Source organism: Loktanella sp. PT4BL, assembly GCF_003201935.1.
Taxonomy (GTDB): Bacteria; Pseudomonadota; Alphaproteobacteria; order Rhodobacterales; family Rhodobacteraceae; genus Yoonia.
Map to the genome: position 1 here is coordinate 957,241 of NZ_QJJL01000001.1, position 23,119 is coordinate 980,359.

Annotated in this window: 23 protein-coding genes; 13 read left to right on the plus strand and 10 right to left on the minus strand. The window is 56.4% G+C overall.

Translation table 11 applies throughout. The features are described 5' to 3' along the window. Nucleotides 1-96 precede the first annotated feature (96 nt). Nucleotides 97-525, plus strand: coding sequence for a low molecular weight protein-tyrosine-phosphatase (locus C7964_RS04620; protein ID WP_110278441.1), 429 nt, complete (start codon nt 97-99; stop codon nt 523-525). On the opposite strand, the gene C7964_RS04625 is transcribed toward C7964_RS04620, so the two are convergent. The 3 genes from C7964_RS04625 to C7964_RS04635 all read right to left on the minus strand — a co-directional run bounded on the left by C7964_RS04625 (nt 482) and on the right by C7964_RS04635 (nt 3,479). After that, nucleotides 482-805, minus strand: a complete 324-nt coding sequence (locus C7964_RS04625) for an arginine transporter (RefSeq protein WP_181417102.1) — start codon at nt 803-805, stop codon at nt 482-484. The genes C7964_RS04620 and C7964_RS04625 overlap by 44 nt on opposite strands. 157 nt (nt 806-962) lie before the next feature. Next, nucleotides 963-1,565, minus strand: coding sequence for a hypothetical protein (locus C7964_RS04630; protein WP_286163765.1), 603 nt, complete (start codon nt 1,563-1,565; stop codon nt 963-965). A gap of 66 nt (nt 1,566-1,631) precedes the next feature. Further along, a complete protein-coding gene (locus C7964_RS04635; protein ID WP_110278442.1) occupies nt 1,632-3,479 on the minus strand; it encodes a sigma-54 interaction domain-containing protein in 1,848 nt (615 codons plus the stop codon). Between the two features lie 203 nt (nt 3,480-3,682). Between C7964_RS04635 and C7964_RS04640 the strand changes: the two genes are divergently transcribed. From C7964_RS04640 to cynS, 4 genes are read left to right on the plus strand one after another with little or no spacing between them, the layout of a single operon-like run. Further along, on the plus strand, nt 3,683-5,065 hold the full coding sequence (locus C7964_RS04640; protein WP_110278443.1) for a CmpA/NrtA family ABC transporter substrate-binding protein: 1,383 nt from the start codon (nt 3,683-3,685) through the stop codon (nt 5,063-5,065). Between the two features lie 5 nt (nt 5,066-5,070). Then, nucleotides 5,071-5,904 carry a nitrate ABC transporter permease gene (gene ntrB, locus C7964_RS04645; RefSeq protein WP_110278444.1) on the plus strand — a complete coding sequence of 278 codons (834 nt, stop codon included), beginning with the start codon at nt 5,071-5,073 and terminating at the stop codon, nt 5,902-5,904. Nucleotides 5,905-5,913: 9 nt separating this feature from the next. Next, nucleotides 5,914-6,813, plus strand: coding sequence for an ABC transporter ATP-binding protein (locus tag C7964_RS04650; protein WP_110278445.1), 900 nt, complete (start codon nt 5,914-5,916; stop codon nt 6,811-6,813). 17 nt (nt 6,814-6,830) lie between these two features. Beyond that, entirely contained in the window at nt 6,831-7,298 is a 468-nt protein-coding gene (gene cynS / locus C7964_RS04655; RefSeq protein ID WP_286163766.1) for a cyanase, read from the plus strand. A 56-nt stretch (nt 7,299-7,354) separates the two neighbouring features. On the opposite strand, the gene C7964_RS04660 is transcribed toward cynS, so the two are convergent. The 3 genes from C7964_RS04660 to C7964_RS04670 form a co-directional block, all read right to left on the minus strand. Beyond that, the gene (locus C7964_RS04660) at nt 7,355-9,583 is read right to left on the minus strand and encodes a hypothetical protein (RefSeq protein ID WP_110278446.1); all 2,229 of its coding nucleotides are present in this window, start codon (nt 9,581-9,583) and stop codon (nt 7,355-7,357) included. Between the two features lie 680 nt (nt 9,584-10,263). Then, on the minus strand, nt 10,264-11,022 hold the full coding sequence (locus C7964_RS04665) for a hypothetical protein (protein ID WP_110278447.1): 759 nt from the start codon (nt 11,020-11,022) through the stop codon (nt 10,264-10,266). Between the two features lie 84 nt (nt 11,023-11,106). Then, the gene (locus C7964_RS04670) at nt 11,107-12,006 is read right to left on the minus strand and encodes a LysR family transcriptional regulator (RefSeq protein WP_286163777.1); all 900 of its coding nucleotides are present in this window, start codon (nt 12,004-12,006) and stop codon (nt 11,107-11,109) included. Nucleotides 12,007-12,368: 362 nt separating this feature from the next. On the opposite strand from C7964_RS04670, the gene C7964_RS04675 reads away from it, so the two are divergent. From C7964_RS04675 to C7964_RS19875, 5 genes are all read left to right on the plus strand, one after another. After that, a complete protein-coding gene (locus C7964_RS04675) occupies nt 12,369-12,635 on the plus strand; it encodes a hypothetical protein (RefSeq protein WP_110278449.1) in 267 nt (88 codons plus the stop codon). A gap of 672 nt (nt 12,636-13,307) precedes the next feature. Then, nucleotides 13,308-13,892, plus strand: a complete 585-nt coding sequence (locus C7964_RS04680; RefSeq protein ID WP_220000158.1) for a DUF4956 domain-containing protein — start codon at nt 13,308-13,310, stop codon at nt 13,890-13,892. Beyond that, complete coding sequence (locus C7964_RS04685; protein WP_110278450.1) at nt 13,892-14,746, plus strand: polyphosphate polymerase domain-containing protein; 855 nt, start codon at nt 13,892-13,894, stop codon at nt 14,744-14,746. Before C7964_RS04680 ends, C7964_RS04685 begins: the two co-directional genes overlap by 1 nt. A gap of 26 nt (nt 14,747-14,772) precedes the next feature. Further along, on the plus strand, nt 14,773-15,378 hold the full coding sequence (locus C7964_RS04690; protein ID WP_110278451.1) for a hypothetical protein: 606 nt from the start codon (nt 14,773-14,775) through the stop codon (nt 15,376-15,378). Between the two features lie 79 nt (nt 15,379-15,457). Beyond that, the gene (locus C7964_RS19875) at nt 15,458-15,982 is read left to right on the plus strand and encodes a hypothetical protein (RefSeq protein WP_110278452.1); all 525 of its coding nucleotides are present in this window, start codon (nt 15,458-15,460) and stop codon (nt 15,980-15,982) included. A gap of 10 nt (nt 15,983-15,992) precedes the next feature. Here the strand turns inward: C7964_RS19875 and C7964_RS04700 are convergent, their stop codons facing one another. The 3 genes from C7964_RS04700 to C7964_RS04710 form a co-directional block, all read right to left on the minus strand. Beyond that, complete coding sequence (locus C7964_RS04700; RefSeq protein WP_110278453.1) at nt 15,993-16,637, minus strand: response regulator; 645 nt, start codon at nt 16,635-16,637, stop codon at nt 15,993-15,995. Continuing rightward, complete coding sequence (locus C7964_RS04705) at nt 16,634-18,034, minus strand: sensor histidine kinase (RefSeq protein ID WP_110278454.1); 1,401 nt, start codon at nt 18,032-18,034, stop codon at nt 16,634-16,636. The genes C7964_RS04700 and C7964_RS04705 overlap by 4 nt, the downstream gene beginning before the upstream one ends. Nucleotides 18,035-18,164: 130 nt before the next feature. Beyond that, entirely contained in the window at nt 18,165-18,395 is a 231-nt protein-coding gene (locus C7964_RS04710) for a hypothetical protein (RefSeq protein ID WP_110278455.1), read from the minus strand. 372 nt (nt 18,396-18,767) lie between these two features. On the opposite strand from C7964_RS04710, the gene C7964_RS04715 reads away from it, so the two are divergent. The 3 genes from C7964_RS04715 to ppsA all read left to right on the plus strand — a co-directional run bounded on the left by C7964_RS04715 (nt 18,768) and on the right by ppsA (nt 22,166). Beyond that, nucleotides 18,768-19,022, plus strand: coding sequence for a GlsB/YeaQ/YmgE family stress response membrane protein (locus C7964_RS04715; protein WP_110278456.1), 255 nt, complete (start codon nt 18,768-18,770; stop codon nt 19,020-19,022). 236 nt (nt 19,023-19,258) lie between these two features. After that, nucleotides 19,259-19,645, plus strand: coding sequence for a hypothetical protein (locus tag C7964_RS04720; protein WP_110278457.1), 387 nt, complete (start codon nt 19,259-19,261; stop codon nt 19,643-19,645). A 142-nt stretch (nt 19,646-19,787) separates the two neighbouring features. Continuing rightward, on the plus strand, nt 19,788-22,166 hold the full coding sequence (gene ppsA, locus C7964_RS04725; RefSeq protein ID WP_110278585.1) for a phosphoenolpyruvate synthase: 2,379 nt from the start codon (nt 19,788-19,790) through the stop codon (nt 22,164-22,166). Here the strand turns inward: ppsA and C7964_RS04730 are convergent. Continuing rightward, nucleotides 22,163-23,119 (minus strand): 1-phosphofructokinase family hexose kinase, encoded by a 957-nt coding sequence (locus C7964_RS04730; protein ID WP_110278458.1) that lies wholly within the window; start codon nt 23,117-23,119, stop codon nt 22,163-22,165. The two genes, ppsA and C7964_RS04730, sit on opposite strands and share 4 nt — an antisense overlap.

Genomic DNA, 23,119 nt, shown 5'->3' on the forward strand with positions numbered 1-23,119 from the left:
TGGGCGCGAATTGGCCGGTGCGGCAAGTGTTTTACCCAACTTTGTGGTCGCGGCGTTTTCGGTTTGCTAGGTTTGATGCATCACAAGGGGTTAGGAATGCGGATCGTTTTTGTTTGTCTTGGCAATATCTGCCGCTCACCCGCTGCTGAAGGGGTGATGCGCAAGCTCGCGCCGGATTTGACGCTGGATAGCGCGGGTACCGGAGGGTGGCATGTGGGCGATCCGCCTTATGGCCCGATGCAAGAGGCCGCACGCACGCGGGGGTTTGACTTGAGCGGACTACGGGCGCGGCAGTTCACACGCGCGGATTTTCAGGACTTTGATCTGATCGTTGCGATGGACCGCCAAAACAAGGCCGATATCGAACGTCTCAGACCCAAGGGCAACGCGACACCTGTCCAGTGTCTGGCAGAGAAAGATGTGCCCGATCCCTATTACACGCGGGATTTTGATGGCGCGTTGGTCATGATCGAACGTGCGGCTAAGCGTCTATTGGCTGACATATCTCGGCGGCGAGATCGGTAAAGGCGCGGTAGCGGTCCCAGAAACGTTCATCACCGGGGCGGTCGGATTGACGTGTGTCCTGTGCCAGTTGCGGGTCTGCGAAAAAGCCGACCACGCGGGCCTGGTCGCTGCCCGAGAGGGATTGGTTGGCGACCTGTTGTATGCAGGAACACAAGGCGGGTGAAGCCGCGCGACGGTCTGCGTCAAGGCATGCGCGCGAGATATCGCCGGTTGCGCCACGGCTGCCGCCACCACAAGCTGCTACTGATGCCAAAGCACCTGCCATCAACAAATACCGCATTTGCCTATCCTCTGCCCGGTCCCCGGGTTTGCCCCGGATGATCCATATTCGCGTCTGGGGTGTAATTTAGCCGATGCAGGGTGCAAAGCAACGATCCATTTTCGCTATGCGGCACAGCACCGCGTCTTCTGGAGATGCAATTGGGCCAAAGGGGGGGCTACTGCATCATCATCTCATGGACTGCAGCCATGCCGCGGTCGGACATTGCGGTCACCTCGGCTGCGTGTTCATGCAGGGCGGCGACAAGGATGGGGTCCAGTGCTGTCTGCGTCACTACAATGCCATCTTCAGTGACGGCTATATCGGTGTCGATTTCGTCGCCGCGCGCAAAAAAGATATCCAGCGTGCCGCTTTGGATCAGGATCTCGGGGTCGTCCTTGTTTTCGACGCGGGCGATCATACCAATGACATGGCTTACCAGCTGATCCATCACTTCCGGATCCGAAGAGCGTGTCACTGTTGTGATCCCGTTCGGCAGATTGGTGACTTCGCGCGTGATGGTTTCAAAATTGCGGAACATGACCGCAAGTTCGTTGCTTTCTTCTTGTGTCGCGTTTCGGCCCTGCAGGCCCGGCATGTTCACCTCATCATGTCCCGTCCCGTCGGCACCGTGCATGTGCCCGCCGCCAGCCATGTGGTGTGACAGGAAGTAGAAGGTATTTGTACACCACAAAGCGAGGCCGCCGACCGCGACAGCCAGTACGACTGTGAGTGCAATGACCATACGGGGCTGGCCGAATTTCATGAGTGGGGATGTCATCTGGGTTCCGATATGTTTGCGCGCTGCCCTGACCCCTATCACGAATTTCGTGGCGGGTGTGTTTTTCTAGGCCCAATCGTCGGGTGACAGACCAAGCGTCTTGATCCGCGAATAGAGCGTTGTTGGTTTGACGCCCAAAAGTGCTGCCGCCCCGTTGGGACCTGACACGCGACCGTTGGTTTCCTGCAGGCAGGCAATTGTGTTGGCGACTCGGATTTGTTCGATATCCGCCTCGCTCAGCAGTGTCGTGATCTTGCGCGTGGCGGGTGCCGCGTCGGGGTGGATATCGACCACGAGCTTTTCGCCCTGCGATACGATCGCGCCGCGCTCGATCACATTGGCCAGTTCGCGCACGTTTCCGGGCCAGTCGTATTGTTGCAGTGTGCGGATTGTCCCTTCGGTGATAATGGGCGGCGTGCGGCTCAGCCGTTTGCACACAAGATTGAGGAAATGCGCGGCCAGCAGCGGAATGTCGTCGGGGCGTTCGCGCAGGGGCGTGCAGTGGATCGGAAAGACGTTGAGAAAGAACACGAGTTCCGGCCGCATTCGTCCGGCCTGCACCTCGCGGTCAAGGTTCCGGCTGGTGGAGGCGACGACCCGCAATTCGAGACTGCGCGCGCGGTCATCGCCCAATCGCGTAACCCTGCGGTTTTGCAGCGCGTCGAGCAGTTGGCCTTGTTGCTCCAGCGGGATATCGGCCACTTCATCAAGAAATAGCGTGCCGCCATGGGCCAGTTCGAGCTTGCCGGGTTTGTCGCGTAATGCGCCTGTGAAGGCACCGCGCACATGGCCGAAGAGTTCACTTTCGAACATATCGGGCGTGACCGAGCCGCATTTGAAGTGGATCAGGGGCCGCCGCCGCCTGTCGCTGTCGTTATGGATTGCCGAGGCGACCATGGCTTTCCCGGTACCGCTTTCGCCGGTGATCAGCACATTGGCCTGCGTGCGCGACACCATTTCCACCCGTTGCAGGATTTGCTGGATCGCGGGCGATTGGCCGACAACATCATGGTGCGCACGCTCGATACTGATCGCTTCTTGCAGGTAGGCGTTTTCCTGTTCGAGCCGGTCACGCAGTGCCGCGACCTGATCCATCGCTTCGCGCAGCTTGCGTTCGTTTTCCCAACGTTCGGTAATGTCGCGGAAGATGACCACCGCACCGGCCAGCCGCTGGCCCTCGTAAATCGGGGTCGAGACGTATTCGACACGGATGGGTTTGCCGTCCTTGCGCCAGAACACCTCGTCCTCGATCCGGTTGACCTGCTCATAGCGGAAGGATTGATAGATCGGGCATTCGTGCGACGGGTAGACCTCACCATCCAGATGGTGGTGGTGGATCTTGGTGTGGATGTCTTCGCCAAGAAGGTCTTCATCCGTCCAGCCCAGCATTTCCTGTGCGGCACGATTCACAAAGGTTGTCTTGCCGTCGGCGTTGACCCCGTAGATCCCTTCGCCCGCCGCATTCAGGATCAGCTGGTTCTGGCGTTCAAGCTCGGAAAAGAACGCCTGTGCGCGCTGCCATTCCAGAATACCACCGTTATACATGCTTGCCGCCTGTACCGCCTCGGCGCGGCGCTCGAGGGCTGCAAGATCGGTGATCTTCAGCGTGAGTGTCTTGCCGTCAGAGCGGCCGTTGATTTCGCAATTTATGCGGTCATTTTCGCGAGTGCGTAAAATAATGCGCCGTGTCCATGCCTCTCCGCGGTAGATGACTTCATCAACAAACAGGATCATGTGCGGCACATCATCTGCCACGAGATTGGAAAAGCGTGAGCCGACCAAAGACGGGTCTTTGAGCAGCGCATGGGCCTGCGGGGTGGCGGCCAGAATCTCGTCTGTGTCGAGATCAAGGATCAGCGTTGCGCCGAATGCGCCGGCAAGACGGGAATCAGGGGTGCGGTCTTGAATGTTCATTTTCCAATCGAAGCGGACATTGGGGTGTGTGGCAATACGAAAAATCGTAATTTACGAAAAATCGTAATATTGTGATTGTAGGAAGCTGCCTTAACATATTGTTATAAAATGAAATTATAGAATTTATTTTTTCCGCCCTCTCGCTTTCAGTGTCCCCCTTTTCTGCGTCAGTATCATTCCAAAGTTTGACAGGAGTGACGAGAATGACAGTGAAAAGCCTTGGAAATCCCTATTCATCCGAAACCGACCTGCGGCACGGTGCCGACTGCGGTTGCGCCGGATGTGTTACATCTGCGGTCGAGAAACAGGGCGGCCCTGACCTGACCACAAGCGAAGGCATGCTGGAACGTGCCGTTGAAAGCGCGATCGTGCGGTCGGTCTTTGGTCAAAGCGATATCGGCCGCCGGTCCTTTATGGGCATGATGGGCGGCACAACGATGGCAGCGGCGCTGGCGTCGGTGTTCCCGATGGATCAGGCGAAGGCAGCCATCATGGACAATCTCGAGCCACCCGAGAAGACAGACCTCAACATCGGCTTTGTGCCGATCACCTGTGCGACGCCGATCATCATGGCGCAGCCTTTGGGCTTTTACGAACGCTATGGTCTGAACGCGCAAGTCATCAAGACCGCGGGCTGGGCCGTTGCCCGCGACAAATCGCTGAACGGCGAATATGACGCCAGCCACATGCTGACACCAATGCCGCTGGCGATGACGCTGGGTGCAGGGTCGATTGCAGAGCCCTACATCATGCCCGCCGTTGAAAACATCAACGGGCAGGCGATTGTTCTGTCCAACGAACACCTTGATAAGCGTGATCCGTCGCAGTGGAAGGGCTTTACCTTCGGTGTGCCGTTTGAATATTCGATGCACAACTTCCTGCTGCGCTACTACGTTGCCGAATTCGGTCTGGACCCTGATGTCGACATCCAGATCCGCGTGGTGCCGCCGCCTGAAATGGTTGCGAACCTGCGTGCCGGTAACCTTGACGGCTATCTGTCACCTGATCCGTTCAACCAGCGTGCTGTCTTCGAAGGCATCGGCTTTATCCACCTGCTGACCAAGGAAATCTGGGAAGGCCACCCGTGCTGTGCCTTTGCCGCGCCGCTCTCGTTTGCGCAGGAATTGCCTAACACCTATGGCGCGCTGCTCAAGTCGATCATCGACGCGACGCAATACGCCTCGGCCGCCGAGAACCGCAAAGAGATTTCCGAGGCGATTGCACCGACGAACTATCTCAACCAGCCCGTGACCGTGATCGAGCAGGTGCTGACAGGCACTTATGCAGACGGTTTGGGGCAGGTGCAGCGCGTGCCTGACCGGATCGATTTCGATCCGTTCCCATGGCATTCGATGGGCGTCTGGATCCTGACCCAGATGAAGCGCTGGGGCTATATCGAAGGTGATGTCGACTATAAGGCAGTGGCCGAGCAGGTCTATCTGGCCGCTGACTGCAAGAAGGTGATGGAAGATCTGGGCTATGAGGCGCCGGATGTCACCTACAAGTCGCACACCATCATGGGCAAGACGTTCGATTACAACGAACCCGAAGCCTATATCGACAGCTTTGCGATCAAGAAAGGCTAAGGCAAATGCCCATCAGCTCACTGAACTTTCGTGCAGCTATTCTGTCGCTAACTCTGCTCATTGTCGGCCTCCTGATCTGGGAGGCCGCCATTCCCGCACAAAAGGCGGTAGGCGAATTGACGGAATATGAACTTCTGACAGGGGGTGGCCAGCCCAAAGCCGGTGTGCCGCCACCCAGCCAGGTGATCGCCAAGGCCTGGGAACAGCTCAGTGATCCTTTTTATGATGCAGGCCCGAATGACAAAGGGATCGGTATCCAGATCGGCTATTCGATCTACCGCGTGCTGGTGGGCTATGCACTTGCCGCTATTATTGCCATTCCGCTGGGCTTTCTGATCGGGATGTCGCCGCTGGCATACAAAGCATTGAACCCCTTCATTCAGGTATTGCGCCCGATTTCGCCCCTCGCGTGGATGCCGCTTGCGCTTTTCGTGATCCAGGACAGTGAGGCAAGCGCGATCTTTGTGATCTTCATCTGCTCGATCTGGCCCATGCTGATCAACACAGCTTTTGGTGTGGCCGGAGTGCGTGAGGATTGGGTCAATGTGGCCCGGACGCATGAGTTGAACCCGCTCAAGACCGCCTTCACCGTGATCCTGCCTGCCGCAGCGCCGACGATCCTGACAGGGATGCGCATTTCCATCGGTATCGCATGGCTGGTGATTGTTGCCGCAGAGATGCTCGTGGGCGGAACCGGCATTGGTTACTACGTCTGGAACGAGTGGAACAACCTCGATCTGACCTCTGTGATCTTTTCCATCCTGATGATTGGCGTCGTGGGCATGGGGCTTGATGCAGCCCTCGGCTTTGTCCAGCGCGCCGTTTCTTACGCTGAATAGGACCAAGACATGAAACCGTTTCTAAGCGTCGAGAACTTGACCCAGCGCTACCCTGACGGCGCGGGCGGCGAACTGACAGTCTTTGAGGATGCCACCTTTGGTGTCGAGAAGGGCGAGTTTGTCGTGATCCTTGGCCACTCTGGCTGTGGCAAATCCACGATCATGAATATCCTTGCAGGATTGTCCGACCCGACATCCGGTGTGGTCATCATGGACGGCACCGAGGTGAAAGGCCCCAGCCTTGACCGTGGTGTTGTGTTCCAGAACTACTCATTGTTGCCGTGGCTTTCGACATTGAAGAACGTCACCTTTGGCGTCTCTGCGCGGCACCCTGAGTGGTCGAAGGCACAGGTGATTGAACATTCGACCAAGTACCTTGCGATGGTGGGACTTGAGGGGGATGTGATCCATCGCAAGCCCAGCCAGCTTTCGGGGGGGATGCGCCAGCGTGTGTCGATTGCGCGCGCTTTTGCCAACCATCCCAAGCTGTTGTTGCTGGACGAACCTTTCGGCGCGCTTGATGCGCTGACACGGGGCACGATCCAGGATGAGCTATTGAAAATCTGGGGCGGGACCGAGCAGACCGTCTTTATGATTACCCATGATATCGACGAGGCGATCCTGCTGGCCGACCGTATTTTGCTGATGACGAACGGGCCTTACGCACGGGTGGCCGAGAGCGTCGAGATCACGATCCCGCGTCCGCGCAACCGGACCGAGATTATCGAGCATCCCAACTACTATGCGATCCGCAACCATCTGGTCACCTTCCTTGGCAAGCGGTCCAAAGAGATGGCGGGCCAACAAACCGGAGAGGGCAGCAACCGTCCAACGCCGGTGCGGATCGACAAGACCGAACCTGAAGAACCTGAGCAAGCGCCGCCTGCGTTGCGGGCTGTCAACGAATAACCACCGGAGGAGCAACAATGAAAGACCTCATAATGACCGAGATGATGACCAAAGAAGACGTCACCGCCATGATCCTGTCGGCCAAGAAAACGGCCGGTCTGACATGGGAACAAATCGCCGAAAAGATCGGGATGTCGCCTGTCTGGACCCACTCCGCAGCGATGGGCATGAATGCTTTTCCGCCCGAGAAGGCCAAGCTGATGGTCAGCGTGATGGGATTGCCGCAAGAGGCGGAATCTGTGCTGGCAGAGAGCCCGACAAAGATCTGGGAACAGGCGGTGCCGACCGATCCTTGCATCTACCGTTTCTATGAAATCGTGGGCGTTTATGGCCCTACGCTCAAGGCGCTGATCCAGGAAAAATTCGGTGACGGCATCATGTCCGCGATTGACTTTGATATGACCGTCACCCGCGTCGAGAACCCCAAAGGCGACCGCGTGAAGGTTGAAATGTCTGGCAAGTATCTGGGCTATAACAGCTGGTAGAACACAAGGCGCGGCGGGTGTTACCTGCCGCGCCAATCCGCCTGTTGCGGGAAACGTCACTCCAAGATGACGTAGAGTGCGTCGTCGGGCAGGAACAAACTCAGTATCCCGTTGCTTCTTGAAACTGTGATGTCACGGGTCGCCATGCCATTGGCATCCAAGGCTGTCGCACGTGAGAGCCTCTCGTTTCGAATACTCACCTGAGCCTGAACCCGGTCAATCTGCCATGGCGCCTCGCCAAAGGCAGTCACTGCCAAAGCGGGCCCGCTTTCGTGTTGCGCAGGCTCCGCGCTCCAGCCTGTCGGGCGTGCGATGCTGTTGATCTGCACCAATAGCCGTGCCGCATCAGCAATCGGCTGGCCATCGAGCGGCACCGCGATGATACTGGCATAGTCTGCATCGCTTTCAATCGTGATGTCCTGCAAGGCAAAGGTCGTGGCCGATGACAAAGCGCCGACAACGCCTTGCGCGCGGGGCGCATCAAGTGTGACGACACCCGCACCCCAATCCCAGGACAGCTCGCGCGTCAGACTGGTGACAACCTGCCTGTCTTCGTCGATCAGCGATGCAAGATCAGGGTGCACGAAATTTCCAGTCTCGCTGTCAAAATCGACCTGAACGGGGCCGGCAAGGAAGCTATAGGGGCTGATGTCGGGTTGTCGCGCGCCGCTACTTCCAAGCAATGCACCAAAAATGCCTGTATCGCGGTTCGGGTCATAGCCTTGTTGCGCCGCAACAAGAGGGGCCGCGCGGGCCCAGAGCGTGTCGCGCGGGCGGCGTTCGATCACGACCGGAGGGGCCTCGTCAATGAGCCCAAGGCGAAAGATCAGTGCAGCCGCGGGAAAAGCGCCCATCTGTTGCGGGGTTGCGAGCTGCCATTTGCCGATACTTGGCAAATAGCCGTTCGCACTTTGCGGTGCGCGCCATTGTGTTTCACCTGTGGCAAACCAATAGCTGACGTCGATGCCGGTCAGGGCCTGATAGGCCGCCATCAGAACAGGCCCCTCTGATTGTTCCCACATCGGCGGCACCCAAAGCGTTTCGCCGATAATGTAGGGATAACCGACTGGCTGGCGCAGTGTGATGGGCAGATCCAAAGGCCGGCGCAGCAAACCGTCTTCGCGGTATTTGTCACCTGCCACAATGGCCCAGCCTTCATATTCGCCTTCGTGGAGGCCGGTGACATAGCGGTTCACGCCGATCACATCGCCCGCCGTGTAGGCGTACCGCTCAAGATCATCGAGGAGAACGTCATCCGCCGTGCGCCAGTTGCCTGCGTTGAAAAGTTGCGGTGCGCCAATGTCTTCGCGCAGGAAGCGGGCAATCTCGGCGTGCCAGTCGCGCATGATCATGGTCAGGAATTCTGTTTGATCGGCCAGTCGCGCTACTGCTTCGCCCGGGTCTGCATCGCGTGTCAGGTGCCAGATATTGGAAAGTGCGATCACGCCACTGTCCCAATCGTCGCGCATGTCGGCAATCGGACCGGGCACCGCAGCATTGCCCCACGCATCCCGCGCTGCGGCCAGCGAACCGTATTTTTCGACAAGGAATTGGCCAAAACGGGCGCCAAGCAGTGCGGCCTCGCGGCCCTTGATGTTGTTGAAGGTCCAGAAAAGAAGCGAATCCTCGTTCTGCATCTGGATGATTGCGAGCGCAGGATCGTCCTTGAGTGCCAGACCGGTGTACGGGTTTACGGGCAGCAGTGTCTCGCGGAGCCACCCCTTGTAGGCCTCTTGCAAGACCGGATCAAAATAGATCATCCCCGTCAGCCCCTCACTGTCGACGGGGACTTGCCAGCGCCAGGCGGCCTCTGGATGCACAAGGTGCGGATAGTAGGGGCTGAAGGTGACGTAGATACCTTCCTGTTTCATCGCGGCGACCAGCTGCCAGAGCTGGTCGCGTTCGGTTGTGTCTATTTCTTCAAGCGTGCCACCTGATTGTCCGGCTTGCGGGATTTGCCCGTGCAGGCGCACCATGTTGACGCCGCGTTTGGCCAGAAAGCGGGCGTGGTCTTCGAGTGCTGCCATACCATTACGGGCGGCATAGCTATTCAGCGCCCAGAACCGGATCGGCGCCCCGTCACCCCGCACAAAAGCGGCCCCATCGTCCGAACGCCGGATGAAGCCGGTTTCACCTGCGATCGCTTCGTTCAGATAAGAAAGATCAAGCAGTGCCGCGTCGGAGAATCCGTCTTGTCCCGGTTGGAAATCCCATGTTGCGGGGGTGTCTGCGACAGCAGGGGCCCAAAGCAGCCCTGCAAGCAGCGCGATGCATTGTCGTTTCATGGCTGAGCCTTCTCTTTGCCGCAGTCGCTTCGAGACTAGCGCCAATCGGGTCGCGCGGATAGCTGGCAGTGTAGTAATCCGCAGGTCGCGGGCGATGCCAGATTGCCTTGTCCGGCGATATGATAGCCGAATCGCAAGGGTTGATTTTGGGATGCTCTGCGCGGGCCATGCAAACAAAGTACACCAAAGACGCGATTCTCTTGGTCGTCCCTCGGCTTATCAGACCAATTCTGGTGATGCTTTCGTCATTATGACGATTCTGCGATCTGTTTTATGTCATTGCTGTTGACGTAAATATCTCGGTGCGAGGGGATGACGGAGCAAGGCGACAACATTATCAGGAGCAGCTTATATTTCTATTATCTTATCAATATCAATTACTTATATCTTGCCGCTTTGCGGGGCAAAGGTCTGCTTTCGAGGTGCAAGAGAATATGTGAAAATCGCTTTTTGCGTGTGGCGGCTAAAAAGGACACCGTTTCATCCAATTTTTGCCGCAATCGAACAGCAACTTAAAACCAATCGTACCTCACCACGGTTACACCCACTTGTTTACTACTCACAGCGAGACGCTGCCCCGGACGAGGCAGCGTCTTTTGCTGTGTGGAAATGCTTGTTTTGTAGCGTAAATGAGCGCGATGAATGATGCGGCCAATTCCGAGTTGGCGCGCGTCGCCAGATTATCCGGTTGAATTGATTGATGTGACAGACATATGGACTGAAGAAACCTGATCAGTTCTACACAATGAACGGACGTCTCGCGCAAGTATGTTCTTGATATCGTTTGCATTCATCCAGATCAGATAATCTTCATCGGTCACTTGTCGGTCCGGTCCAATCCATCTTCCGGGCTCGCAATGGCTATAACCATATCGTAAGTGTGCGCCCTTGGCTGCGAGTTGTTTGGGAACCAGTGCAAAAACGAAGTCGGGCTGCCATGTTCGTTGCAAAACTTCAAACAGCAAACGCGACAATAGCCCGGTCGCACCTTGGCTGCGCGGCCCGCCTAGCCCGCGCGAGGGGAGCCAGAAATCACCGCAATAGCCGACCTTACCAGTCACCATCTTGAGCGCTTCAGGTCCTTGGTAAAATGTTAGATCAGGATCCGGGGTCGTATCAGGGGTGATATATTTATGGCGGTGTATATCCAAATGCTTGCCAAGTGACATCTTGGTAAGGTCCAGCAACCGCACGGCCTGCGTGTGCACCAGTTCATCATCATCATTGAAACCACAAATCCAAAAACCGTTTGTTTCATCGATGAACGAACTCGCTGTGTCGAAGATTGGATACAAACCGCCGCGACCTGAACATGAGTTCCGATAATATCGGTAGAGTGAAAAATCATCACCGACTTCAATGCGCATTCCCAGGCTTTCAAGCTCTTGGATAATGCGCGACACATTCATTATCATGCCAAAAATACTGCGCGCCGACATGTCCTGCCCCTCGATCTATCGTTGCGCTTTTCGCAACACAGTGCCTTTTCGGCCTAATACTGTTTAGTCTTTTTTGGTGCGACGTCACAATATCGAGTGTGATGCTTTCCGTGGTTGTGGCAATTGAGTCACTGAGTTGGAAAGCGCAGGCAGGGTATCCATGATCATATCTGCATCAATTTTCGGGCGATCAGCTTCGGACAAAGCGTCAATCTCAACCTGCTCAGTGATAGATGCCATCAATATCAGTCCGGGTGTACCGTCGGGGAACACCCCCCCCAGAAGTAGTCTTTGGAATGTTCCAGGATGAGGTTGGCCGCCGTCCTTTGGCAGATGTGCGAAGATGTGATCAAGGCGCACGCCACCCTCTTCGTAGATCCTTGAGTATGCACCACCGATGAATTCGTTATATTCGTCGCCAACATTGTCTTCATTTATGAGTTTTCCGATGGCGCTGCTCGCCCAGGTCCAACCAAACCAGCGTGCATAGGCCGATTCCTTCCCGACGTGGACAAAGACCCATCCCGCTGGCACCTTTCGAAAGAGTACCATATAGGGCCGAATTTCGTCCATCGCTTCATGTTCGATCTGTGTTTTTGCATTTCCCCAAGCCATCAGAGCACTCTTCATCAGAGGCAGGCCATTTATGGCTATCTGTGAAACTGGATGCTGTTGCGAATGAAAAGACCTGCCTTCCTTGTCAGTATATTCTAGTTTTTCAAGTCCGGCCTTAGTCTTCTTTGTCAAGGCAGACTGTCCTGCCCATGAGTCCAACTGCAAAATCAGTTTTTGGGCTTCCTCGATTCTTTCAGACCCTTCCGGCGTCAGCTCGTACTGACGATCAACCACCTCGAAGAGTTTCTGCTCCAGTATCACCTCAAGATCAGTGATGTGTCGCCGGACAGTCTGACGCGTCGTGCCAAGCTCGTCGCTTGCTTTGGACAGATTCAAGTGTCTGCTTAAGCAAACGAATGCACGTAGCATGTCAACTGTGACGCCAGTGTTGTTCTTCGACTGGTACAAGGTGCCTCCGGATGTCTTTCTAGATTTAAACGAAACAGATCAATCAATACGCGCAATCGAGACACGGTATGAATCGCAACGGTGTACAAATGAGGACCAAAATATAGCTTTTTCGAGAAGAATCTCTTGCTAGACGCCTTGTTTGTAGAACACATGTTCCTGGTCTGCACGCCCTAAAGGTGTGGAGTGAACCCCCTTATAAACCAAAGCGCGTATGCCCATTGCTGCAAGATGGAATACGACGCGATGGCGATCAGAATCCCAAGTGTCGCCATCCTTTGGCCATTTTGGTTTGAAAAATCGAGGCAGCTAAAGGAGCTGTCATGCACGTCGCCAATTTGATTGATTATACGATTACGCTTTCGAGCCCGCCACCCGGATCTGTCAACGTGCTGGTCGGGAAGAAGGTTGAAGGTCCCGGTGGTAAATGGGTTCCCTGCGCGACGAAGATTGCCGATGGTGCATACTGTTCGGGGCTGTTCCAGGTCGGGCCCGGCCAACGGCAGGTTTGCGCGGCCAGCGTTTCATTCCACTGTCCGAACGAGGCGCTCTCGCGGGCGATTGATCTGGCGTCTTCTGCTGCCGCCTAATCCCATCCCAGAGTTTTTGCTGGTTTACATGCCCGCTGACGGACGAATCCCGCTTGGCTATAGGCCAAAAAAAGAACAGCGCCCTGAACGAGCACTGTTCTAAAAAATCAGATTAGCGGCTATCGCCAAACCAACCAGCAACCATATACGCACAACTGTCGCTTGATGTTTGGCGGTGCCAATGGCCTCACACACCATAAGGCACCGTCAAATCAAACATATGCCCGAAGGCACAAACAGACACTCGTTAAACACATCGATTGGATGCGACTACTCACTACACCCACTCACTACCCACCGAACACAAACAACACGTGCTCGATGTGTTACTTTTACTAATTTCTACAACTTTTGCACAATTCTCTAAATTTCTAACGTCATAGGTGTATTTTTCATACATTGATGGATGATAAATCATACATCAACGAGATGGCGCTGGTGTGAGCGACGCGGGCGCGTATACGGCGACAGCATAGGCAATTGAAATCCTTGGTTTTTTGAAGTGCCCCTGCCGCACTGCGGACTTCATGGCACATGGTCTGAACCTGTCTCAGCCAAAGGTCTGAAACATGGCTGGACCGATGGCCGTGCCGCGTAAACTCCGAACATGACAGTTTTGTAACAGATTTATGGCACCCCGAAGCGTGCTCGGAAACTGTGAAGGAAACTGAGATGACCCCCACTGACCCCCTTGTTGAGCTAGCCATCAGGTTCATGATCAACGCGACAGCGATGCTCTGCCTGATGTTCGGCATGTTCTACCGCCGCTATCGCAACAAGGAATTGGCCACCACCGCAGGGATGTTCAACATCTTTGCTTTCTCGGTCCTGACCATTTTGTCGAGCGTCGCGTTCAGCATCGCGGCCGGGTTTGGTCTGTTTGCAATCCTTGCGCTATTCAGCCTGCGGTCCGAGACCATTTCCAAGGTCGAGATCAGCTACTTTTTCGGGTCAATCGCCATCGCGGTCATCTGTTCGGTACTTGGTACGGGGCTGGGACTTGTCGCTTTGATCGTTGTTTTTGTGTTGACCGCGGCGTGGCTGCTGGATCACCCGCGGATTTTGCAAAGCGCGGATAGTGCCAGGCTGACATTGGACCGGATTGAAGCGCATGTGCTGGCCGACCCCGTCAAAATGCGCCACGACCTGTCCGAGCGGCTGGGCGTCGAGGTGATGAATTTCGAAGTGATCGAGTTGAACTATGTCAACGATCTTGCCCGTCTCAATGTTTTTTACCGCACAGAAGGAAACGTCTGATGACCGCGCATATGTCCCAATTCACGCAATCTTTTCGCCCGATCTCGTTGGAGGAATTAAATACCAAAGCCGAGATGATGGCCCGCATCGACAACAAATATGTGGTGCGTGCCGAGCAGCTCTTTGGCCTTGTCCCACAACTGCGTGAGGCCTTTGATGTACTGGATATCAATACCCGGCGCGCCTTTGAATATGACACGCGCTATTTCGATGACGCCGGACGCAGCGCCTATTTCGAACACCATCAGGGCAGACGGCGCGGCTTTAAGGTGCGGGTGCGCAACTATGTCGATGCGGGCCTGTGCTTTTTGGAAGTGAAGGTCAAAGGCCAGCGCGGCATGACCGAAAAATACCGGATGCCTTACGATATCAACCAGCGCGCAGCCTTGACGCCGGATGCATCGGAGTTTGCCAAAGGGACCTACAGCCGGCAATACGACAAGGCGTTTGAATATGACCTGCACCCTGCGCTTGATATCCGGTACCAGCGTATGACGCTGGTGGCGAAATCTGGCGGCGAGCGGATGACGATCGATACCGATCTGCGGTTTCAGTCCAAGCGCCAGCGCTGTGCGACAGGCACGGCGGTATTCATTGTTGAAACGAAATCTGCAAATGGGCGTGGCCTCGCCGATCGGTTGCTTCGCATGGCGGGTGAACGCCCGACCAAGCGCTGTTCAAAATACTGTATCGGCATGGCCGCGACCGGCCAGGTTTCACGCTATAATCGCTTTTTACCAACGCTGCGCAAATTGGGGCTGACAGCGCCAAACCCCACAATAGGAAATTGGTCCGAAATCCGGACCGACCTGCCCACGCATTGGGTGGGTGCCGGACAGGTGGTTGCCGCCTGATGCAAGATCCAAACAGGAGAGAGACCATGACAATTTTTTCGCCAATAGCCGGCAAGATGGCAGGCCTTGTGATGACGGTGATGTTGACGCTTCATGCGGCGCCACTGCAGGCCCAAAGTACTGGAACAGTCGATTGTGTGATCGCCTCGAATGACGGGCGCAACGGGTTTCGCACTGATGAAATTTCGAACTGCCGCATCAATACGCGGACAGGTGACATCAGCTTTGTTTTCAAAGACCGTGCGCGCAGCCGGAGCTATGATGCCGTTGAGCCTTTGACCACACGCCATCTTGAAGCGGCGGCTTACTGGGGTGCGCGCGCTGGGCGCTTTCGCTTTGCGCCGATCACCAACCCCGCTGGCTTTGATCCGCAGGCGTTTCTGAATGCTGCGGCGCAAGCAACGCATGGATTTGTTTTGGTGCGAAACAAAAAGAACGGCGGACGCGCCCTGAACGTTGTCTACATCACCGATGGCGTCTACCGGTCGATTGATTTTGACGGAACAAACCTGCGTGACATGCCCGAGGGGCTGCTGACGACACGCGAGCACGCTTTGACATCTCGCCCCCGTCGATTGACAAGACCGATTGCGCCGGTGCGATGTGTCGATGATTGTCAGACCTACGTCTGATGCCTCACCATCCAAGCAAGGCTATAAAAGGGGCCGGAGCAAGTTTTCCACAATATTCAAGGCGGAACAGACAAGGGCGATGTTGAAGATCATCAAGATATTTCTGGCGGCCCTTCTTTTGATGCCGTTTCCGATTGTGAGTGTGCAGCAGCAAGACGGCAAATGGGTTTTTGCTGTCGATTACGCGCGTGCAAGTGACGACGATGGCGATGATGACGACGACGATGACGACGATGACGACGACGATGACGATGACGACGATGACGATGACGACGATGATGATGATGACGAAGACGACGATGCTGATGACGAAGACGACGACGAAGATGATGACGACGACGATGACGATGACCGCGGTGGCAGTCGCGGCGATGAAGACGATGAAGGAAACGGCTTTGGCACGAATAGCGGCAGTTCGGAAAACGGTGCTTCAGATCGCGGCCGGGCGACACCTGAGAACCTGCACTTGCGCTATCCAAATGGGTGGGACGAAAAGATCAGGGATGGGCGCTACATTTTGACGGACCCCAATGGCGCAACAGTCGTCAACCGTCGGGCCACTTTTGACGATCTCGACCGCATGCGCGACGCAGCGGGACTTTAGGCTCAGGACCCTAAGACTGGCTCTTGCCCCAGGCCTCTTGTGCAATGAGCGCCGCTTCCACGCGATTTCGGGCCTGAAGTTTGCCAAGGATGATCGTCATATAATGTTTGACGGTCTTTTCCTGTATATTGAGCTCTGAACCTATTTCCTTGTTGCTCTTCCCGACAGCAACGCCGCGCAGGATATCTTCTTCGCGCTTTGTCAGTTCGTCGATGGGTTGCCGCGGAGGTTTGGTCTCATTTTGCATCACCCGCAGCATTTGCGCCGCCAACCCGGGCGAGACATGGGCCTCGCCGCGCGCGATCTTGCCCAATACCTCGCGCAGTTCACTGGCAGAAACACCTTTCAGAAGATATCCCATCGCACCTGCTTGCATTGCGGCTGTTACATCATTGCTGTCTTCTGACACTGTCAGCATTGCGATCGCCCCGGCGGAGCCCGCATCGCTGATCCGCTGTGCCGCCGTGATGCCGTTGCCCGGCATTGAAAGGTCCAGCAAGGCAATGTCCGGTTTGTACTGAAAAGCCAGCGCCACAGCTTCATCTGCGGAACCACCTACGCCAACCACCTCGAATTCACCGGTTTCTTCGATGCTGTTGACCAACCCCTCACGAAAGATCGGGTGATCATCTGCGAGAATAATGCGAATAGTCATAATATGTTCTCTTCAAATGGCAGTGTGAGTATCAGGTTCGTGCCGCCCGCAGGCGTCGAAGAAATTTCCAACTGCCCGCCGATGCTCTCGGCACGGTCGGTCAGGCTGAAAAGGCCTTGACCGCCATCATCCCGGATTTGGCGGGTTTTTGCGGTGTCAAATCCCTGACCAGCGTCAGCGACAGTAATCGATAGTGAATGATCTGTGGCATCAACCGTGATCATCGCGTTGTTTACACCCGCGTGTCGGCTGATGTTCGAGAGTGTTTCTTGCAGAAAACGAAAGACGCAAAGCTTTTGCGCGTAGTTCAGTCGTACGATCTGGTCGTCATGCCGCGCGACGGTGATCTTCAAATCGGTCTGGCGGGTGTGGTCTTTGACGGCCCGGTTGATCAGCGCGTCAATCTCAAGGTTGTCAAGATCCGGCAAAGCGAGCCCCCGCGAAATGATCCGCAACTCATCGAGGGCCATATCAAGGGATTTGCGTACCAGCGGAGCATCAGTTGTGGGCGTACTTTGATTGCCCAATGCACTATCCAGTCGCAGTGATGCCAAGGACAGATATTGGGCGGGGCCGTCATGCAGGTCGGAGCCGATCCTGCGGATGGCGCGCTCTGTCTGGGCGGTGGCACGCGCTGATGCGGCAACAGCCTTGCGGCGAAGATCGGCGTTTTGGGCAGACATTCGCTGTGTCTTATCCAGTTGTTCGCGCAATTCGGCCCGTTGCCTGCGAATAGTCCGCCCCCCGGTTTGGACGATCCCGAACAACAGCACACCACTTGCCAAAAAGGCGCCGCCAACGATGAGCCAGCTGGTCCGATGCGCCTGCGTGATATCACTGTTGAGCACCGTCGCGTCTTCATAGAACTCGGCCACAGCGATGACGTCCCCCGACCAGCTTTGACGGATCGGACTGTAATACTCCAGCAAGGGGACCCCCAATGCGGCCTCGGCGGCATCTTCCAGACTATTGAGGTCCGAAAACGCGGCTGCGATCTCGCCTTGCCATGCGCGCCGCAGGTCTTCTGAGGGTTCAAAGACCTGTCCAATCAGCGCAGGGTCCGAGGCATGGATGATCCGTCCGTCCTCGGCCCAGATTTTGAAAGACACAACACGCTCCCCCAGCGCAGTGCCTTCAAATATTTCTGCCAGCGCCTGCCTTGCGGGTGGCGACAGAGTATCGGTTTCCGCCAATTCCTGACTGAGGGGCGAGATAAAGCTTTCCATGTACAAAGCTGCAGAGATTGCGGAATTCTGAACCACCGCATTCTCGATCTGTCGCGAAACCCACATCTCGACAAAGAAGGTCGCAATGACCATGACAGCCGCTCCGGCCAATAGAAATTGGCCAGGCAACGTCAGACTCTGCCAACGCCACGTATTTCGCACGATACTCATGCGAGGACCTTAGGACGGAATTTTTCGCGTGAACATGGACTTAGGTCCGAAGGGCGGTACCTTTTTCACAAGGCAGGCGGAACCCACGAGGCCCTGTGCCTTGATCGCGAAGCGTACCTTGCGGTGTGTCCTATCCCTTAGGTGCGGCCTTGGCGCGCGCAGTCCGCTTCACCGCAACTTCTTTTGGTGGCGTATTTGCTTCCCGTTCAAGCCGCGCGTTCCGAAGTCGGGTGAGTTTGGCAAGCCGTTCTTCAGCTTCATCATCCACCATTTTGCGCACAACGCGTGTTGTCTTGTCCATCGTAGTTTCAGGTCTGGTGGTGTGTTCTTTGAATACAGAGGTCTTCGTTAGTTTCGCCATTGGGTCTCTCCTTATAGGGTCATCCACCTCTGTCCGGGCGGGCTCGTTTATTGCGCAGCTCAGGGTGTCTGGGATGGCGGCATACTTCGCAAGAGCGTACGCCAATGCGATGAAATCGGTAGCATTCCCAGACATCAGAACCCTAAACAGGGTCTGACAGACAAATTGTTTTGATAGGAGAATCTTGGTCCGCTCTGGCGACCGACTCATCCGGACCGGAGAAAACCGCAACTCTTGTAAGTGCGACGTAGTCACTTGGCGGCAGGATTACAACGTTTGTGTCAATTTGCGTGAACGCAAGGACTTCTGTGATGACTGATGGTATCATGGGTTTTACCGCGATCCTGCGGTTGGAATTGGGAGCACAGAACCATGGGTATTCAAAGCATTCTTGTGATCATTATCATCGGCGCAATCGCCGGCTGGCTGGCGGGGCAGGTCATCCGGGGGTTCGGCTTTGGTTTGCTGGGCAATATCGTTGTGGGTATTCTGGGTGCTTTTGTTGCTGGGCTGATTTTTCCTGTGATCGGCCTCGGCATGGGGGGCGGTTTGATCGGAAACATCATCCATGCAACGCTTGGGGCCGTCATTCTTTTGTTCCTCATTCGGCTGGTAAAGCGCGCCTAAGCGCCAGCCATAAAAGGTGGTTTCGTGTCGGCTTGATGGCGGCGACATCGACACGCGCCAGCCTTGGTTTTGTGGCATTTTGACGTTGATAGATGTCAATCCGGCGCGAAGTCACGGTGTTATCTTGCTCTTGCAGCGACCTCTCGACAGGTCGAAAACAGCACGCCCTTGCAGACAGCGAAGGTGGATGTTTCGCGCTGTAACCAAAGGCGAATGATGCGTGAAAAGGAAAACACATGACGAAATCAAATCTGTTCACCGGTGTGAGTGTCGGCGCAATGATCCTGCTGGCTGCCTGCGCGCCGAAACCGGAACCCGTGGCGATGGTGATCTATGCCGAGCCGACTTTCGACAAACTGGGCAATCCGTCCTGCCGTCCGGGCAACGTTCCGATTGGTGGCGTTTACACGGCAGACCTGCCTTTGTGTGATGTGATCAACAGCGGCCAGGCTGTGGTTGTTGCCCCGCGCATTGTCGAACTTGATGATGGTGTTGATGGGACGGTCATTGTCGATCCGGTTGATCCGATCGATCCTAGTGGCGGCAATCAGAACCAGAACCAGAACCAGAACCAAAACGAGAACCAGAACCAGAATGAAAACCAGAACCAATCTGGCACTTGAACACGGTCGCGTTCTTTGGCGCGGCACCCAGCGCATTCGCTTACAATCGTTCCTGCGATAGGTGCCGCCTGAATTGACCTATGTCATAGCCTGAGGGATTTGCCGCGTCACAGTCTTTCCAAAGCATATGGAGGACGACGTGATGGCCGAAGGAAAACCCCTTGTTGTGAATTTCGCGCAACTGCGGCGCGGCGATGTGGATATTGTCGGTGGCAAGAACGCGTCTTTGGGTGAGATGATCCAGACCCTCGGTGCGAAAGGTATCCTTGTGCCACCAGGGTTTGCGACGACGGCGGATGCGTTTCGGGCCTATCTGACGGCCAATGATCTGGATTCGCGGATCGCGGTGGCGCTGGACGCGCTGGCCAGCGGCAAGGCGACCTTGCAAAAGACAGGTCAACAGGTTCGCGACATGATACTGCATGGTGCCTGGCCCGAAGAAACAGCAACGCAGATCGTGGACGCCTATCGCGCGCTCTCCGACACCGCTGGCGAACCCGATATCCCCGTTGCTGTGCGTTCCAGCGCCACGGCCGAGGACCTACCGGATGCGAGTTTCGCAGGCCAGCAGGAAACCTTCCTGAATGTGACCGGCGCTGCGGCTCTGCTTGAGGCGTGTCGTAAATGCTATGCGTCCCTCTTTACAGATCGTGCAATTTCCTATCGCCAGATACAGGGCTTTTCGCACACGCAGGTGGCACTGTCTGTGGGCGTGCAGCAGATGGTGCGCGCGGACACCGGCGGATCCGGCGTGATGTTTTCGATTGATACGGAATCAGGCTTTCCCGACGCCGTGCTGATCAATGCCGCCTGGGGTCTTGGCGAGAACGTCGTGCAAGGGGCTGTCGATCCCGATGAGTACGAGGTGTACAAGCCGTTTCTGGACGATGAAACCAAAGTGCCCATTCTGGAAAAGACCCTTGGTGCCAAAGAGATCAAAATGATCCATGACCGCGATGGCACCCCCCGCAATGTGCCCACCTCAAAGGCGGAACGCGGTCGGTTCGTGCTGAGTGATCCCGAGATTCTGACCCTCGCGCGGCAGGCGAAGATCATCGAGGAGCACTACGGTTGCCCGATGGATATGGAGTGGGCGCGCGACGGCAAGACCGGCACGCTTTATATCGTGCAGGCGCGGCCCGAGACAGTGCAGTCACGGGCGGATGTCGGGACACTGAAAGCCTATACGGTGGCGGATGCGGGTGAAACGCTCGTCACCGGGCTGAGTGTCGGGAATGCCGCAGTGAACGGCCGCGTGTGCATGATCGAAAGTGCCGCTGATATCGCGAATTTCGTGGAGGGCTCTGTGTTGGTCACCTCCACCACGGATCCCGACTGGGTGCCCATCATGAAACGCGCCGCTGCGATCGTGACGGACCATGGCGGGCGCACCTCGCATGCGGCGATTGTCAGCCGTGAACTCGGGCTGCCGGCGGTCGTGGGCTGTGGCGATGCCACGCATCTGTTGCACGACGGGCAGGATGTGACCGTGTCCTGTGCAGGGGGCGAGGAGGGCGTTGTCACAGCGGGTTTGTCCAAGATCACTGTGACCGAGGAAACGCTGGACGCGCTGCCTGATGTCAAAACCAAAGTTATGCTGAACCTTGCCAATCCCGCAGCGGCCTTGCGCTGGTGGCGATTGCCTGTCGATGGGGTGGGGCTCGCGCGGATGGAGTTTGTCATCAATAGCGCAGTCAAGGTGCATCCGATGGCCTTGCTAGAGTTTGATGCGGTCAGGGATGCACAGGCCCGCGACAAGATTGATGCGCTGACCAAAGGATATGACAGCAAGCCTGCGTATTTTGTCGATCAACTTTCACGCGGATTGTCGCGGATCGCGGCGTTTTGCTATCCCAAGCCGGTGATCGTGCGGATGAGCGATTTCAAGACCAACGAATATGCTGACCTTCTGGGCGGGCGTGATTTCGAACCGCATGAAGAGAACCCGATGATCGGGTTTCGGGGGGCTTCGCGCTATTACTCCGAGCACTACCGCGCCGGTTTCGCGCTGGAATGTCAGGCGATTGCGCGGCTGCGCGGGCAGATGGGTTTTGACAATGTGATCGTGATGATTCCCTTCTGCCGCACCCCGCAAGAGGCCGACAACGTGCTGGCTGTGATGCAGGAAAACGGTCTGGCGAGGGGCAAGGACGGCTTGCAGGTTTACGTGATGTGCGAAATCCCCGCCAATGTGGTGCGCGCGGCGGAATTTGCGGAACGCTTTGACGGGTTCTCGATCGGGTCGAACGACCTGACACAATTGACACTGGGGATTGATCGCGATTCAGACGCGCTGGCAAACCTGTTTCGCGAGGATGATCCGGCAGTGCTGTGGATGATCGAAACCGTGATCCGCGAGGCGCATAAAGCAGGCAGGAAAGTGGGGTTCTGCGGACAGGCGCCGAGCAATGATCCGGCTTATGCCCAGCGTCTGGTCGGGTTCGGGATCGACAGTATTTCGGTGACGCCGGACAGTTTTGTGCAGGTTCTGCGCAATGTGGCCGAAGCCGAGAAGGGCTAAAGCACTTCAATCTGGCATTGGTCATGACAGGCCTGTGCCTGGGCCAGGTCGCAAAGTGCTGTGGCCTCGGTGCTGACTGTGGCGCTGGCTGCCGCAACACCCCATTTCAGCGCCGCGTCTGCGGTGCCGCCGCGCGCGAGCGTCAGTGTCATCGCCCCCACGAACGCATCGCCCGCGCCGATTTTGCTGCGCACGGTGACCTTGGGTGCATGACAAAAGAAGCGCTGGTCGCGGGACACGAGAACCGAGCCTTCGGCGCCACGCCCTGTGACAATGATTTCAGCCACACCCCGCGCAACCAGATCGGTGGCAAGGGCCACGCTGTCGGCAACCGTATCCATCGGATGGTTGGCTGCCTCGGCTGCTTCTGATTGGTCGACGCGCAGCAGATAGACGGGCGTTGTGGGGGCGCCAATAAGCCTGTCCAGTGCCCGGCTCGAGGTATCGACCACAACGCGGGCGTTTTTTTCCGCAGCGATCGCAATGATCCGGCTTTGCATATCTTCTGGCAGACCGGGCGCGACACTGCCGCTGATCACAACATAGCTGTTGTGGGTGGTGTGGGCTGCGATTTCGGTCAGCAGGCGGTCGGCATCCTGTGCGGTCAGGTGCTCTCCCGGAACGCCAAAGCGATACTGCGCGCCCGTTGCGTCGTCAGTGACAGCAAAGCTCTGCCGCGTTTCGCCGCTGACCACGATAGGCAGGGCAGGGACCCCTTCGGCGGCTAAAAGATTGACAAGCCGCTGCCCCATCGGGCCACCGACGGCGACAAGCGCCTGGGCCGCGCCGCCCAGTTTCTGCACGGCGCGGGCCACATTGACACCCCCGCCGCCCGGATCGTAGCGCGGAGCCGCACAACGCAGCTTGGGCCCTGCAATGACCGCTGGCACATGCGTTGCCACATCCACCGCGGGGTTGAGTGTGATTGTGAGAATGTCGGCCTGTGGAAGCAT